Annotated in this window: 12 protein-coding genes; 1 reads left to right on the top strand and 11 read right to left on the bottom strand. The window is 55.1% G+C overall.

Annotation, left to right across the window (positions count from 1 at the left end):
- Window positions 1-47 precede the first annotated feature (47 nt).
- The 6 genes from mepK to cmoM all read right to left on the bottom strand — a co-directional run bounded on the left by mepK (window position 48) and on the right by cmoM (window position 10353).
- Complete coding sequence (mepK, locus tag ABRZ28_RS12320) at window positions 48-596, bottom strand: peptidoglycan L,D-endopeptidase MepK (RefSeq protein ID WP_330520372.1); 549 nt, start codon at window positions 594-596, stop codon at window positions 48-50.
- Between the two features lie 287 nt (window positions 597-883).
- Window positions 884-2518 carry a L,D-transpeptidase gene (ldtD, locus tag ABRZ28_RS12315; protein WP_502880472.1) on the bottom strand — a complete coding sequence of 545 codons (1635 nt, stop codon included), beginning with the start codon at window positions 2516-2518 and terminating at the stop codon, window positions 884-886.
- A 582-nt stretch (window positions 2519-3100) separates the two neighbouring features.
- Window positions 3101-7540 carry a chromosome partition protein MukB gene (gene mukB, locus ABRZ28_RS12310; protein WP_330520370.1) on the bottom strand — a complete coding sequence of 1480 codons (4440 nt, stop codon included), beginning with the start codon at window positions 7538-7540 and terminating at the stop codon, window positions 3101-3103.
- A complete protein-coding gene (mukE, locus tag ABRZ28_RS12305; RefSeq protein ID WP_319602740.1) occupies window positions 7537-8265 on the bottom strand; it encodes a chromosome partition protein MukE in 729 nt (242 codons plus the stop codon). The genes mukB and mukE overlap by 4 nt, the downstream gene beginning before the upstream one ends.
- Window positions 8246-9571 (bottom strand): chromosome partition protein MukF, encoded by a 1326-nt coding sequence (gene mukF / locus ABRZ28_RS12300; RefSeq protein ID WP_319602741.1) that lies wholly within the window; start codon window positions 9569-9571, stop codon window positions 8246-8248. The genes mukE and mukF overlap by 20 nt, the downstream gene beginning before the upstream one ends.
- Complete coding sequence (cmoM, locus tag ABRZ28_RS12295) at window positions 9568-10353, bottom strand: tRNA uridine 5-oxyacetic acid(34) methyltransferase CmoM (protein ID WP_319602742.1); 786 nt, start codon at window positions 10351-10353, stop codon at window positions 9568-9570. Before cmoM ends, mukF begins: the two co-directional genes overlap by 4 nt.
- Window positions 10354-10580: 227 nt before the next feature.
- Here cmoM and elyC point away from each other — a divergent pair, with 227 nt between their 5' ends.
- On the top strand, window positions 10581-11369 hold the full coding sequence (elyC, locus tag ABRZ28_RS12290; protein ID WP_319602743.1) for an envelope biogenesis factor ElyC: 789 nt from the start codon (window positions 10581-10583) through the stop codon (window positions 11367-11369).
- A 13-nt stretch (window positions 11370-11382) separates the two neighbouring features.
- Here elyC and ABRZ28_RS12285 read toward each other — a convergent pair whose 3' ends face one another.
- From ABRZ28_RS12285 to msbA, 5 genes are all read right to left on the bottom strand, one after another.
- The gene (locus tag ABRZ28_RS12285; protein ID WP_330520369.1) at window positions 11383-12276 is read right to left on the bottom strand and encodes a YcbJ family phosphotransferase; all 894 of its coding nucleotides are present in this window, start codon (window positions 12274-12276) and stop codon (window positions 11383-11385) included.
- A 205-nt stretch (window positions 12277-12481) separates the two neighbouring features.
- Window positions 12482-13234 (bottom strand): 3-deoxy-manno-octulosonate cytidylyltransferase, encoded by a 753-nt coding sequence (gene kdsB / locus ABRZ28_RS12280; protein WP_330520368.1) that lies wholly within the window; start codon window positions 13232-13234, stop codon window positions 12482-12484.
- Entirely contained in the window at window positions 13231-13413 is a 183-nt protein-coding gene (locus tag ABRZ28_RS12275) for a Trm112 family protein (protein ID WP_048639188.1), read from the bottom strand. The genes kdsB and ABRZ28_RS12275 overlap by 4 nt, the downstream gene beginning before the upstream one ends.
- Window positions 13414-13515: 102 nt before the next feature.
- Complete coding sequence (gene lpxK / locus ABRZ28_RS12270) at window positions 13516-14499, bottom strand: tetraacyldisaccharide 4'-kinase (protein WP_319602746.1); 984 nt, start codon at window positions 14497-14499, stop codon at window positions 13516-13518.
- Window positions 14496-16244, bottom strand: a complete 1749-nt coding sequence (gene msbA, locus ABRZ28_RS12265) for a lipid A ABC transporter ATP-binding protein/permease MsbA (RefSeq protein ID WP_319602935.1) — start codon at window positions 16242-16244, stop codon at window positions 14496-14498. Before msbA ends, lpxK begins: the two co-directional genes overlap by 4 nt.

Here is a 16244-nt window from a genome sequence, read left to right as displayed (position 1 = left end):
CCAAATCAGGGTGACCTGAATAATGACATATTCTTTAATTTCCTGGCTTACCAGGTACGCACCGGACCGGTATCAATATGCACAAAGTTACTGCGCGGATAATAACCGACTCCGCCGGCGCGCATTTTTACCGCGGCCTTACGCAGGTTGGCAAGCTGGACGCCTTCGATATGGAAATCCATCGCCTGCCCTTTGGTATGATAACTTTGCTTGGCGACGCCTTTGCGATGAGCCCGCAGTTCATTGTTGGTATCTATCGCGCGATATCCGGAAATCAGCTGTACTGGCTTGCTCGTCCCCAGCATCACCTGTAGTCGGTATAATTGGTCGAAAAGTTGCGGATCGATAACTTTCACTTTATTCGCGCGATAATCACGGAAAAAATGATTCAGCCGCGACAGCTCTTCCTTATTATAACGACGGCCATCAAAAAACTCGGTTTTGATGCGCTCTCCGGTATTAAGGTTATTCAGCGTCAAAATACGTGGGCGGGGAGTAGATAAAGTCGCGAATGCCTGGCTGGGAAGAAGCGCAAGACCCAATGCTGCACCACCCAGCGCAAGCCATTTACGGCGATGATTGTCGATGTCTTCCATAGAACGGGTTACCCTGACTAAAAGAACGGTATCTGCGCCCTGAATAATTCAAGATACCGGCAGGCGGCAATAAAGGACCAATTCGTCAGCGACGAATTCGACCAGCCAGCGCACGGGCGACTTGAAGTATGACGGGCAATAAAGGAATAAAAACGCACTGTCTTGCACCTTAACCGTCTATCAAAAGTGAGTCAACCCGCTTTAGCCAAGGGGTTGCGGGGGATCGCAATGATTCCCCGCCTAACCCGCTAACGGTTGGTTTCGCTAATTGCCGGAATTTTCAATAGTTACAGTAATAATAGCCCGGCCTTCGGCAGAATCTGCGTTCCTGACCTTGCCGTATCATCATAATTGTAAATATCTGTTCGGAATTGAGGCTTACCATCATCCGCCACCCAAGCCGTTAAATAATAAAGACTTACCGGGATCCGGTGTTTAATGGACGCGTAGGTGGTATTGCCCTGTTCCAGGGTGGAAGAAATACGGGCATTATTCCAGCCCGCATCCTGTAATAACAGATTTGCCAGTTCGGCGGCTTTATTGACGCGAACGCAGCCGGAGCTCAACGCGCGAATATCGCGCTGAAACAAATTATGGTTCGGCGTATCATGCAGATAGATCGCATCGGAGTTGGGCATGTTGAACTTATAACGTCCCAGGGAATTGTTTGCTCCCGGCGCCTGACGCAAACGGTAAGGAAAACTCGCCGGCGACACCGTGGACCAGTCAATCATCGTCGGGTCGATCGCCTCCGCATCCTGACTCCAGCCCGCCAGCACGGTGTAACCATGACGCTGCAAATAGCCCGGATCCCGAACGACTTTAGGAATAATGTCCTGACGCGTCAGCGTCGTCGGCACATTCCACGGCGGATTGACCACCACATTATACAGCGAGCTGCTCATTAACGGCGTTTTACGCCGCGGCTGACCGACAATAACGCGGGACGACAGCCGCTCCGAGCCGTCCTGATAATAAATCAGGGAGTAATTGGGGATGTTAACCATAATGCCGGTATGCACATTGTCCGGCAGCAGGCGTAAACGCTGGATATTCAGCGCTAACAGCGTGGCGCGCGTCTGCGGCGACACATTCAACCAATCGCGCGTGCGCTTGCCGATAACGCCGTCGTCATCCAGCCCCTGCCAATGCTGGAAACGTTTTACCGCCGCCACCAGTTCGCCGCTGTAGCTATTTTCCGGCGCGACAAGCAGATCGTCCGCCAGCGCGATATCCTGCGGCTGATTCGCCGCCGCTACCGTATCCTCGCCGGACAAGGCGGCAGGGTCGGCCGGCGCCAGCATGCCCGAACGCTGTAGAATCTCGCGCAATACGGGAACCGACGCGCTGGATTGCCCCGGACGCAGGCTTTCAGACAGATTTAACGTCGGCCAGGGGCGGTTATCCGCCAGCATGTTCTTCAGCGCCTGATGCATTTTGGCATACTGAGAATGCCGCGGCGCCAGTGAAGCGATATACGCCGCGCTTTCGCCGGTTTGGACAGCCTGTTGCCACAGGTTGACGACGCTGGCCGGCGGTGATTGCAAACGATAAGGCGTGTTGCTGTATAACCAGTTATTACCGTTATTTTCCACGCCGGAAACGAACTGCAAATAGCCCAGCATGGCATCGGACAAGATGATATCACGCGCAAATCCGGTGATTTGCGGATCGGTCAGCCAGGTCACCCATGCGGTGAACTTTGGTTGCACGCCGGAAATCGCCAGCTCGGCCAGCTGCTGCTGAAGCTGTTGCACCGCCTGACTGTCCGTCCACATCGGCTGCATATGATGTAATGCATATAATGATGACAATTCGGAGAGATAGTGAGGCATAACGCCTTGCGGCAACGCGGTTAACAACGTCGCTCGACTATTCTCGACAGAAACGGAACCCACATTTTTAGATTGACCAGATAACATCTCGGGTGATGTTGCCAGCACTGAAAACGAAGGAAGCAGGCTACAAACCCAAATACAACCAACACCCCACAGTAGCCTTTGCGTTTTTCGTTTGTATAACAACATCCATTATCCCCTGTACCCATTAACCACAATGTCTTCCACGACAAGCCATTTCGATGGCGGAAATAAAACTGTTCCGCTCAAATATTGCAGAGAAAATGATTATTTTTCTAAAATGGCGATATTTCCATGCCATCATACTCGGCAATGACCATCTTGCCAGTCTGAACTCTGTTACCGCTCTTTCTGCCAGTATATAAAGAGAAAGATTTTTTTGCCTCTATTGTCCTCTGATTATTTTACTCGCCCGCCGTCGTCCTCTTTTCGACGGCCTCTGTACGGTTTTTCCACAAAAACGCATTATTTAGGGCGCAACGAAATATCCGGCGCGATAAAAAGGACTTTATCTATTTCCCTGCGCGTATTACGACATTTTATTTGCCGATATGGCGGGCTAAAATTATTTATCAGGCAGCCGCAATAAAAATCAAAGCCGCTTAAAAAAGCGGCTTTAAACGGACAAAGTCTGGTTAATACAGGTCAGGACGCCTGATCCTGTATCTCGGCGGCCTCGCCGGCAAAGCCGCGCAGCCCGACAACATGAACGTGCTCATTGTTCTGATAAACCTTACGAACCAGTTTGTACGTCGTACCCTTTTCAGGACTGATGTTTTCCGGCGCGGCGATAATCAGTTGCATTTCCAGACGATCGCAAAGTTCAAACAACGTCGCGATGGATTTCGCATCCAGACGGGCGGCTTCATCAAGGAACAGTAAGCGGCAGGGTGAAATATCTTTGCCCCGCAGCCGCTTGGACTCTTCTTCCCAGCTCTGCACCACCATCACCAGAATCGACATACCGGTACCAATCGCTTCCCCGGTCGACAACGCGCCGCTTTCGGCCCGTAACCAACCGTCGGCGCCGCGGTTAACCTCAACCTCCATCTCCAGATAGTTGCGGTAATCCAGCAGTTCTTCCCCGATAGTTTGCGGCGTACGCTGGCCCAAATCGATTTCCGGGTTCAGCCGATGATACAGTTTCGCCAGGGCTTCGGAGAAGGTCAGCCGGTTGCTGTTAAACAGATCCTGATGCACATCCTGCTGTTCGGACAACACGTTCAACAATGTGGTATGCGTTTCACGCACATTCACGTTCAGGCGCACGCTTTTAACCTGACCGAACGCGACGGATTGCAACCCCTGGTTCAACATGCGAATACGGTTTTGCTCGCGCTGAATCGTCTTGCGAATAATGTTCGCCACGCTGCGCGAACTGATGGCCAACGTCTGTTCACGCGCCGTCAGCTCTTCCGTCAAGCGGTTCAGTTCGATTTCCATCTGTTCGATGGCTTCAACCGGATCGTCCGTGCGAATAATATCCTGACGGATACGCTCACGCAGGTGCTGATAGACCGCGATATAGAACTGAATTTTACGTTCAGGTCGTTTAGGATCCTCGGAAAGACGCAACACATCGCGCAGATGTTCATTATCCGCCACCGCCAGACGCAGCGCCCCCAGCGCCTTATCCGACATGGAGCGAAGCTCGTCGCCATCCATGTAGGCCAATTCACGGCGGTGCAGACGCCGCTCGACGCCATTGTCCTTGACCAGCCGCATAACGGCGCACCAACCGGCTTTCGCCGTGACCACCTGTTCGCGCATCTGATGATAATCACGCTCAAGTTTGCGTAATTTTTTCTGCAAGCTATCCATTTCCGCTTCACAGAAGGTGATCTGTTTTTCCAACTGATTGCGGCGCGCCCGGTTATTGCTCAAGGCGGTATGCAATTCGTCACGCCGTTGACGCGCGCGCGCCTCGGCATTCACATCGGCGCGAACGCCGATGTCCTGAAGCTCTTGCGTCAACTCTTTCAGCATGTCGCATTTGGCGTCATACGAGCTCTTCAACGACGCCTGCACCTGACTATACTGGGTCAGTTGCGTCTGATGCTGACGCAGTTGTTCACGCGCCCTGCTCCGTTCGGCCTCGGCCTGTTCCAGACGGTGGCGCAGCTTGTCGTTAAGATCGGCGTTTTCCCCCAGCATCCCCGCCGAGTCGGTATAGCTGAAGTGCGCCCGACGCTGCATCACCTCGGTTAACGCAAACGCCTGCTGTTTGGCCTGACGCTGCGCGTTCAGCGCCTGCGCATAATCTTCCTGAAGCTGCTCATGCTGTTGGGGATCGCTTTGCAACACCGACACCATCGGCTCCAGCTTCGCCAGCGTATCGCCGTGCTGTTGGATAAAACGCACCGACTCTTCGGTTTCATCCAGCTCGGCGCGAATCTCTTCCACCCGATCCTGAAGACTGTCGTCGCATAACAGGCTGATACGCGGGATCAGTTTGTTTAACTGGGCGCTGCCCTCTTTCGCCTGATCGTATTGCTGCCGCTGTTGCTGATTTTCACTATCGAAATTGGCGATCGCCCGTTCAAGCTCGCCGCGGCGCGAATTCAGCGTACGCATTTCCGCTTCAGGATCGTCATCAAACGCCACCGCCAGATGCGTGCCGATAAAACGGCTGAAAGCCTGATGCAACCGCTGCGTTTTCTGCACGTCGAACGACAGCGTGGCGTACTGCTCGGCTAAGGTTTCACGCTCGTCGCGCAGACTTTCCAGCCGCATTTCGCGCGCGGCGCGGCCGAACAGCGGGACGTCAGGGAAGCGGGAATAACGCCACTGACGTTCGGCGACCTTCACCACCACCGCTTTTTCCAGTTCCTCGACGGCGAAAACGCTGTCGTCGAACGATTGCGGATCGCCCTCGATCAGATACAGATCTTCCGGGCAATCCTCCAACCCCGCCAGTTGCTCGCGCACCAGCGACAGATCCGCCACCACGATCCCATGACGGGAAGGGCCATACAGCGCCGAGAAGTAAGGGGCGTCATCCAGCGTCACGTCATCATAAATTTCCGACAACAATACGCCGCCAAAACGCTCGGCCAGCGCATTCAGTCTGGGGTCTTCGGAACCGCCGGGCTGGCTGAGACGCTCAATCTGTTCTTCCACGCGCCGCTTGCGGGATGCGATTTCATCGCGCTCGACCGTCTTTTCGCGCTCCAGCTCCAGCAGTTGCTGCATGTACTCCGTGACCTGACGACCGTCTTCGAACGTCTCGCCGCTTTGTTCGCTCAACTGCGTCAGCGCTTCCTGCGCCGCCAGCCAGACAGGGGCGCGGGCGGTCAATTGCTGAATGCGCTGCTGAATCTGCTCCAGTTCCTGACGCAGCGCCAGGCGGCGTTCGCCGGCCTCGGCGACCAGCGCCGAGAGCGTTTCGATTCGCGCTTCCAACTCCTGCTGAAGCGACTCCAGATCTTCCGGCTGATAATCCTGCCCGTTGCGTTTACAGAAATCCTGCAACAGCCGTTCGGCGTCCTGTTGTTCGCGCAGGCGCTGCTCCAGTTCCGCTAAGCGCATACGCAGCGGCTGTACCCGTTCGGCCTGATAACGTTGCGATGAACTCTCGCGCAGCAGATCGCGCGCCGCCTGCCAGGCATCGCTGCGGCTGACCGCGCCGGCGATGCGGGTCACCAGCTGATAGGCTTCTTCAAACTGGCTGTGGGCGGCATCGGCAACGCTCAGCTTTTGTTCCAGCATCAGCAGAACTTCGGTGCTTTCCTGCTCTTTCGCCTGATAGCTTTCCAGCCATTCATCCACGTTGTCCACGGTCAGATCCGGCAACCGGCATAACGTGCGGGCGCGTTCCAGCGCCTGCTGAGCCTGCTGATACTGGATCGCGCGGGTTTGCTGCACGTCGAGCGCCTGCTGATAATCGGCAAGCTGACTTTTCAGTTCATCCACTTCCAGCTCTGCGGCGTCGGCCCGCGCTTCATTTTCCGCCTGCTGCTCTCGCGCTTCTTCAACGACCTCATTCTGCTCTTCCAGCCGATAACTGAGTTCTTCCAAATCAGCGTTATAGCGCTCGATTTTTTCCTGCTGACGCATCGCCGTCTGCACCAGATTCAGGTGATCGTTGGCGGCCTGATAATCCGTCTCCAGATCGCCTTCCGCGCCGCTCTGCTCTTCCAGCTCGCGCGCCATTTCCACATGGCGATACTGTTCATGAATTAATTGCTTCCGGCTGCCGAACAGATCGCGCCGCAGTTCCAGGGCGCTGTCGAGATGAATCCGGCGCTCGTTGGCATGACGCATGTAGTCGGCGGCGACATACGAGGTCGCTTCAGAGATCAAATGCTTGAATAAATCACGATCGGATTGGGTGACGCGAATCGCTTCCAGCGTCATGCGGTTTTCACGCAGCGCCGCCTCCATATCCTGAAAGGCTTTACGCACGCCGCTGTTTTCCGGCAGCAAATAGTCGCGCAGGGAACGGGTAATGGCGCTGGATATCCCGCCATACAGCGACGCCTCAATCAGCCGGTAGAACTTGCTGCGATCGGAAGCCGAACGCAACCGGCGCGGAACAATGCCCAAATCAAACATCAGCGAGTGGTAATCGGTAATGGAGTTGAACTGTTTGAACTGGACGCCCTCCATCTCCTCGACCCGCTCTTTCAGCTCCGGCAAAGAGAGAACGCGCGCCTGACGTTCGCCGACCACCTGGGTCAGAAGCTGCGTCGGCTGTACCGCCGTCGGCAGCCCCTGGATGGTGAAGGGTTTGATGTCCACTTTACGATCGCGCCCGGCCACCTGTTGCAGCCGCACGCCCACCAGCACGCGCTGATGACGGGAGTTAATCACATCAAGGGTGGAGTAACACACCCCGGCGCGCAGCTTGCCGTGCAAACCTTTGTCGCGCGAACCGCTGGTCGCGCCGGCCTCGGTCGTGTTGCGGAAATGCAACAAGGTCAGGTCGGGGATCAGCGCCGTAATAAACGCGGCCATGGTCGTCGATTTCCCGGCCCCGTTTCCTCCGGACAAGGTGGTGACCAGCTCATCCAGATCAAACGTGCGGGCGAAAAAACCATTCCAGTTAACCAGCGTCAGTGAGCGAAATTTACCGCGTTCAATCATTCCTGTTCATCCTCAGCACCCTCTGACGAGATATCATCGGTACGACCGTTCTCATCGTTTTCGTCTTTCAGCGATAGGCTGTTTTCGACAGGCATCGCCTCACCATCGCGAATCATCCGCAGTTGCGCTTCCCGGGGATCGTCGCCGCTGCGCACGTCGGCGCCGAAGCGAAACACGGATTCGGTGATGCGGAATTTGCTGTTATCGCTGCTCATAAAATAGATCATGCCCAGCCGCCGCAGTCGGTTAAGGGAGGTTCTCACTTTTTCCTGCAACTTCTGCCGATCCAGATCGGAACCGGTTGAGCGCTGATTCACCAGCTTCAGCAATTTATTTTCGTCCGCCAGACCGAGTAATTCCTCATACAGCTCCTGCTGGCTGAAGATGCCTTCATGCGCCAGACGTTCCGGACTGAGATACAGATAGCAGAGAATTTTCCCCACCATCATATCCAGCTCGGACAGCACCGAACGGGGGATCAGCGTGGTTGAACGCGGCCGCAGGTAAAAAAAACCTTCCGGCGCCCGAATCAGTTCCACATTGTAACGGCTGTAAAACTCTTCCAGCTCTTCCTGAAAATCCATCAGAAAGGCATGGTTCTCCAGCTCTTCCAGTCCAATATGACGCCCCGAGCGCAGTTGACTGTCCAGCGCCGGAAACAGCGTATTCGACAACGCTTTCGCCAGTCTGGCTGGCATGATTTGTTCAATATTTGTCGATGACATGGGCCTGTACCTTGGCTCCGTAATCATTGATTGCCTGCCATAGCGCGGGCAATCCGGTGAAATCTGCTTCGGCCACACCCAGGCGAACGGCCTGGTCGACCACGATTCTGGCGACATCAAAGTGTCGTGAGCGAGGATACTGCGTCAGATATTCGCGCATCACCTCGCCCAGATTAAGCGGTATCTGCCGCTCTTTATATTTATGCAGCGCCTGCTCCACCAGCGCAATCAACTGCTCGCGCATCTCGCTGAACTCTTCATACTCCAGCTCGTCGGGCAATTCGCCGGTCACTTCATCGCTGCGCAACGCCAACTCTTCATCACGCATATCCAGCAAACGGTCGGCGTTGGCAAAGGTTAACGCCCAGGGATGGTCAAAATAACTTTGTACCGACTGGCGCAGGCGTTGCGCGAACACCCGGTTTTTATCCATATCAATCGCGGTACGGATAAATTTATGCACATGACGATCGTAGCCAATCCACAGATCGATGGTTTGCTGACCCCAACTGACGATGCGATCAAGTTTGTTTTGCAGATCGAAGACCAGCTTATCAACAAACTCCAGGTTGTTCGGGTTATTCAGAATCGCATCCTGTATGCTCAACAAACTGGCCTGTAATTTATCGCCGGCGGCTTCCAGCGTATCCTGCAATTCGCGCAGGGTGTCCGAGGTTTCCGTCAATAGCAGTTCGCAGCTGGTGATGGCCGCGCGCCAATCCTGATTCAGCAGCGCCGCGATATCGTCTTTAACGCCCTGCTGCTGTTCATCCATCAGGCGCTGGGATAAATCAATGCTGTCGAAAATCTCGGCAACGGAATATTTCAGCGGCGCAAACACATTGCGGTGCCAGTGAAACTCATCGCCGCCCTCTTCGGCCGCGTCCGCCGCCCGGCTGAGCTCCTGCGCCACAATGGAAAGCTGCATGGAAAGGCGCAGCGTCGAAAACTCACGCTGGCGAATATAGTAATCGGTAATCCCGATACCCAGCGGCGTCAGGCGATAGATGGCATTGCCGTCCGCCAGCTCGCTGGTAAAGCGATTAAGCAATCGCTGGCGCACCAAATCATTAATCGCATTGTTGGCGCGCACGGTGATGGTTTCGTTGGTTTGATCAAATCCCTGACTGACATGGCGAAAAGCGTCAACCAATTCGCCTTCGCTCATTTCACCATCCATGCGTTCACCGTTCAGTGTCGCTATCGCCAGCAAAAACGCCAGACGTTCGGTGGGAAGTGAAAGGGAAAAATCATTTTTTCGTGCCCAGGCGACCAGTTCGGGTACAGTCTGGGAAAAATCACTCATAATGCATCCTTCAAATGGGTTTTGTGCGCCATGACATGGATATAACGCCCCAGACTCACAAAGGGTTCCTGCCGGCAATAACGCTGTTCAAGCTCAAGAATCTCGGCGAAATTATCACTTTGCTGCTGCTTATTCTGCAAATAGTCATGAAACACCCGGACACCCGTTTTACCGCTGATGGACAGCCCCAACGCCTCCAGCCAGCCATAGACCTGCTGCGGATCCAGCGGGTGATCGGGAGAGAGCGATCGCCGCTTACGCTTCGGCATCCCCGCGTTTACATAGGCAAAATTACCCAACACCATATTACGCATCAACAAGCCATGCTGGTTATAGAACATCAGGGATAAAACGCCGCCCGGAGACAAACAATCATACAATATTTTAAGCGCCTGCCGGGGTTCAGCCACCCATTCCAGCACCGCGTGAAACAATATCAGATCGGCCGGCCTTTCCATATACTGACCGATATCCTGGGCGGCGCATTGTACAAAACGCATGTTCCGGCTCACATTTTGCGCCGCCGCGGCATTTTTGGCGCGCTGAATCATCTCATCTGACAAATCGCACAACAATACCTGATGTCCTAAAGCGGCCAGGCGGCAGGCCATATGCCCCTCGCCTCCGCCGGCATCCAGAATCCTTAAAGGCCGATCGGGAAATTGCGCCAGCAGACCGCTGAGATCCTGCCATAACACCGCTTGCCTCAGCTTCCCCTTAGTGGTGCCATAAATATTCCGGGCAAACTTTTCAGCGATATCGTTAAAATTGCGATCCTGCATCGGTCAAGCTTTCCGCATCATGATGGTTATACCTGTCATACTTCAAGTCGTCGGCTAGCCTGCGACTCGAATTATTACGTATATCGCGAATAAAAAAACGCGCGGACATTCAGCGCGCCGGGCTTTGGTGAAGCTGCTATTTTGGCACAGGCTGGCTTAGAATAAATCGTCTTACCCGATGATATTTGCCCGGATGCGGTTTTTTCATCCAAAAGGAACGTAATTTTATGTTGTTTATCGCGAAAAAGGTTATCGGCAGTCTGTTGCAGCCTCTGCCAATGCTGCTGCTATTGATGGGGATCGGCCTGTTGTTAATCGGATTCACTCGCTGGCAACGCGGCGGTAAGACGCTGATGTTAGTCAGTTGGCTGACGCTGACGTTGATCAGCGTCCAGCCCGTCGCCGATCGGTTTTTGTTCCCGCTGGAAGCGCGCTATCCGACCTGGCGGCCGGGCCAGACCAAAGTGGATTACATTGTGGTGCTGGGCGGCGGATATACCTATAACCCGGATTGGGCGCCGAGTTCCAACCTCATCAATAACAGCCTGCCGCGCGTTACCGAAGGCGTTCGGCTATATCACGCCAACCCTGGCGCAAAAATGATTTTTACCGGCGCCGCGGCGCAAGGCAACCCGGTCACCACCGCGAAAGCCGGCGCGCTGGTGGCGGAGAGCCTGGGCGTCCCGGCGCAGGATATCCTGACGCTGGATACGCCAAGGGACACGGAAGAAGAAGCCGCCAGCACCGCAAAAGTGGTCGGCAGGCAGCCGTTTCTGCTGGTGACGTCGGCCAGCCATCTTCCCCGTGCGATGCGTTTTTTCCAGGCTCAGGGGCTGAACCCCATCCCGGCGCCGGCCAATCAAATGGCCATCACCACGGCGCTCAACCCGTGGGAAAAGATATTGCCGTCAGCCTATTGGCTCTCCCACAGCGAGCGGGCATGGTACGAAACATTGGGACGAATCTGGCAACGTCTGAAAGGCGTCAAACCCGCGCAGGATAGCCCGCCGCAATAAGGCGTACGGCGCTCTATTCCAGCCAGGGAGAGAGTTCGCGGGAAGCTCTGTCGAACAGTAACCGATCCAACTGTCCGGTATGGATATAGCGCGCGACCGCTTCCCAGATAACGTACAGCCAGCGACGGTAAACGAATGACTCGGCGACAGGCGCTTTACTGAGGTAATGATATAACAGTTGCTCCGGCATGCCCGACTCGCACAGCCGCAGCAGTTCGTACTCTCTGGGCGCCCAAAGCATCACCCCGGGATTAATCATCGCCAGCAGTTGATCGCTGCGCGAGTCCTTCAGCATACTGCGCAAAGAGAGATTACCGTGTACCAGCACGCAGCTATCGTTGAAATCATCGAATAATGAAGGCAGACACTGGCGCGAGCGAAAGAGCAGACTGCGATCCTGTTGCGTCAACAAGTGCGCGTTGATATTTAATAATGTGGACCACAGCACTTCCAGACGCTGTTGATACCAGCTGAACCAGTCATTTTCCTGCGTGCTGTCGACGGTTCCGACGCAGCCGTGACTATCGATACGATGCCAGGCCAGCACGTTTTCCACGATTTGGTCCATCAGCAATGTCCAACGCTGCGGCGTGCGGGTCGGCGCTTCAACGGAAACGCCGCGCAAACGTTCGATCAACAACAGCTCTTTGTAGGGCGTTTGCTGGGTGATCACCAAACCGTATACCGTCGGAAGCCGAACGTCTCCTTCGCGCGCCAGCATCGAAAGTTTATACGCTTCCTGCTGCGCCACGCCCTGACAGACATAGCTTTTGGCCAGCAAGGGAATGGCATTGCCTTCCTTATCATACAACGCATACAAATGCGCGTAAGGTTGCTCGCTTACCCGCTCAAGGCGGCTGAGGCTTTCGCCCAGCACCGTACTTAATTCAGCTTTCAATTGTTCCATAAATAGCCAGACCTCTGCTTAGCAGAATCGCTTAACGGTCAATCATGCGATTAGCCAACGGTAATTTCTTCAATACAGATCAAAGAAAGGCGGATCAGAAACCATGGCGGTCACGCCAGAGAGGACGATAACGAAGAAAATGCGCTGAGGATGCGGACTCATGAAGCGCTGACGTTGTTGGCGACGAACGCCGCCAACAGAAAAATCATCGCCGGGCGATGACTTCACGCACGCGGGCCAAATCTTCCGGCGTATCCACCCCGACGCTGGGGATCGCTTTTGCCACCGCGACGTGAATTTTCTCGCCGTACCATAAGACCCGAAGCTGCTCCAGCAGCTCAATTTGCTCCAACTGACTGGGCGCCCAACTGACATAGCGACGGACAAACCCCGCCCGATAAGCGTAGATGCCGATGTGACGTAAAAAGTGATCGCCGATAGTATCTTTGCTACGGGCAAAGCGCTCGCGTTCCCAGGGGATCGTCGCACGGGAAAAATACAGCGCGTATCCCTGCGCATCGGTCACGACTTTCACCGCATTGGGATTGAAGGCTTCTTCACTGGTTTCAATCGGTACGGCCAACGTTGCCATACCCGCCCGGCAGGCCGCCAGGTTTTCAGCGACCTGACGAACGATTACCGGCGGAATCAACGGCTCGTCGCCCTGAACGTTCACAATGATTTCATCGTCGGGAAAGCCGTAGCGCTCAATCACTTCCGCCAGCCGCTCGGTTCCGGAATGGTGATCGGTACGGGTCAGGCACACTTCTCCGCCCGCCTGACTCACCACGGCCTGCACATCCGGATGATCGGTCGCCACAATCACGCGTTGGGCGCCCGACTCCTGCGCACGCTCCATCACATGCACAATCATGGGCTTCCCGTTGATATCCGCCAGCGGTTTACCGGGCAACCGGCTTGAAGCGAAACGCGCGGGGATGATGACATTGAAATTCATTGTGTGATCTCGTCAGCCCCTAACTTGCGCGCTTCATGCTCCAGCAACACGGGAATACCGTCGCGCACCGGATAGGCCAGACCATCGACCTTGCATATCAGCTCCAGTTTTTCTTTATTAAAATACAACCGCCCGTTACAGACGGGACAAGCAACAATTTCGAGTAAACGGTGATCCATGCTTCCTCCATCAAGAAGCTAACAAGATTATATTTCCTCATCTTTCAAGCCCCGCGGCGGCGGCTCGAAATCTGCCGGTATAACGAATAAACGCCGGCCGTCCTAACGCTTCGCCAGCACCGCCTCCAGCCGACTCAGCAGCTGTGCGGCCTGAGGTTCAGACAATACCGCATCCACCGGCAGATACCACCAATTCCGACGGGCGAATGAGCGGCATTTGACCGCGTCTTTTTCCGTCATCAGCAGCGGCTGATCGTCGTCGGTCAGTGACTCCAGTTGCTCAAACTGATAACTCTGATGGTCGGCAAAGGCCGCTTCGCGCGCAATGCTCACGCCGGCGTCGCGCAGCGTGGTGAAAAAACGCCGGGGGTAGCCAATGCCCGCCATCGCCACGACGTTTTGTAACTGTTTGAGCGAACAGGTCTCACCGGAGAGCAGATTTATCGCCATTCCCGACGTCAGACGCATCGCGATCTCGCCGCCGCGGGCGGTTCCGCCATTGACGATCACCGCATCCACGGACGCTAACCGGCTTTCCCGCTCACGCATTGGCCCGGCGGGCAGCCACCAGCCATTGCCAAAGCGCCTGATGCCGTCCACCACCACCAGTTCGATATCGCGGGCCAGCGCATAGTGCTGTAACCCGTCATCGGTTATCACCGCATCCAGCGGGTAACGCGCCAGCAATGCTTCCACCGCCAGACGACGTACCGGCGCCACCGCGACCGGCGCGCCGGTACGTTGATAAATCAGCACCGGTTCGTCGCCCGCCTGCGCCGTGGTGACATCGTCGGCGACCAGCAACGGATAGCGATCCGCTTTGCCGCCATAGCCGCGGGAAACCACCCCTACCCGGTAGCCTCTGCGCTGTAACTGTTCCACCAGCCAGATAACCAGCGGGGTTTTACCATTCCCGCCGGCCGTCAGATTGCCCACCACAATCACCGGCACCGGCGCTCGCCAGCTTTTGCGCCATCCCCGGCGGTAGCTTTGGCGTATCACAAACGTGATAAGCCCGTATAACAGCGACAAGGGGATGAGCAGCCGGTAAAGCGGCGAGCGCCCCGACCAGATGCGCTCAATCATTCGCCAAACTGCATTTTATGTAATTGGGCGTAAGCGCCATTGTTCGCCAACAGCTCGTCATGGCCGCCCCGTTCGATAATGCGGCCATCTTCCACCACCAAAATTTCATCGGCTTTTTCAATGGTAGACAGACGGTGTGCGATAACCAGCGCGGTGCGATCTTTTTGCAATTCGTCCAGCGCCGACTGAATAGCGCGTTCCGATTCGGTATCCAGCGCCGAGGTCGCTTCATCCAGCACCAGAATAGGACAGTTGCGCAACAATGCGCGCGCAATGGCAATACGCTGCCGCTGTCCGCCGGAGAGCAACACGCCATTTTCACCGATCATGGTATCCAGGCCGTTTTCCATCTTACTGATGAAATCCATTGCGTGCGCCATACGAGCCGCCCGTTCGATTTCTTCCCGGCTATAGCGTTCATGACTGGCGTAGGCGATATTATTGGCGATAGTGTCATTAAACAGATGCACATTCTGCGACACCAGCGCCACCTGATTTCGCAGCGAGGCGAGCGTATATTCCCGCAGATCGTGTCCATCCAGCAGAATTTCGCCGGACTGGATATCGTAAAAACGGGTAATCAGATTAGCGATGGTGGATTTACCGGAGCCTGAACGACCGACCAGCGCGACGGTTTTACCCGGCGGAATGTGCAGGCTGACGTTTTTCAGCGCCAGATTCTCTCTGCCGGCGTAGGCGAACTCGACATTGCGGAATTCCAGATCGCCCTTGGCGCGCTCGATTTCCAACTTGCCGGTATCTTTTTCCTGTTCCATATCCAGAATGGCGAACAGCGTCTGGCAAGCCGCCATCCCCCGCTGGAACTGGGCGTTCACGTTAGTCAGGGATTTCAACGGCCGCATCAGCGCAATCATTGATGAGAAAACCACCGTAATCGTCCCTGCCGTCAACGTCTCCATCACGCTTGGAAAGCTGGCCGCATACAAAACAAAAGCCAGCGCCAGCGACGCGATCAACTGAATGATCGGGTCGGAAATGGAGGAAGCGGACACCAGTTTCATCCCCTGACGACGCATACGGTTGCTGACCTTATCAAAGCGCTCCGCTTCCACTTTCTGTCCGCCGAAAATCAAGACCTCTTTGTGACCTTTCAGCATCTGCTCGGCGCTGGTGGTCACCATCCCCATGGTATTCTGCATATTCTTACTGATTTCACGGAAACGCTTGGAGACAAGACGAATAGCGATGGAGACAATCGGCGCGATGACGATCAGGATGATCGATAACTGCCAACTGTAATAAAACATCAGGATGAAAAGACCGATGATTGAAGCGCCTTCCCTGACCACCGTAATCAACGCGTTTGACGATGATGCGGCGACCTGTTCGGAGTCATAAGTGATGCGGGACAACAGCGTACCCGTTGATTGCTGGTCAAAAAAGGTAACCGGCATCCCCATGATATGGTTAAACAGGCGACGGCGCATCGCCATCACCACTTTACCGGACACCCAGGCCACACAATAGCTTGAAACAAAACCTGATGCGCCACGCATCAGCATCAGACCGATAACCACTAACGGCATCCAGACCAGAACCGAGCGATCGGTCTTGCCAAAACCTTCATCGAGCAGCGGCTTAAGCAGAGACAGCATTAACGTATCGCCGGCCGCATTAACAACCAGCGCGATCGCGGCCGCAAACAGCCCCGCTTTAAAAGGAGAGATCATCGGCCATAGGCGACGAAACGTCTGCCAGGTGGAGAGATCTTTATCATTCAGCAT

The organism is Brenneria sp. g21c3, assembly GCF_040240345.1.
In the GTDB taxonomy this organism is placed as follows: Bacteria; Pseudomonadota; Gammaproteobacteria; order Enterobacterales; family Enterobacteriaceae; genus Brenneria.
Note: the sequence above shows the minus strand (reverse complement) of the source record. Positions and strands in the feature narration are given on the sequence as shown.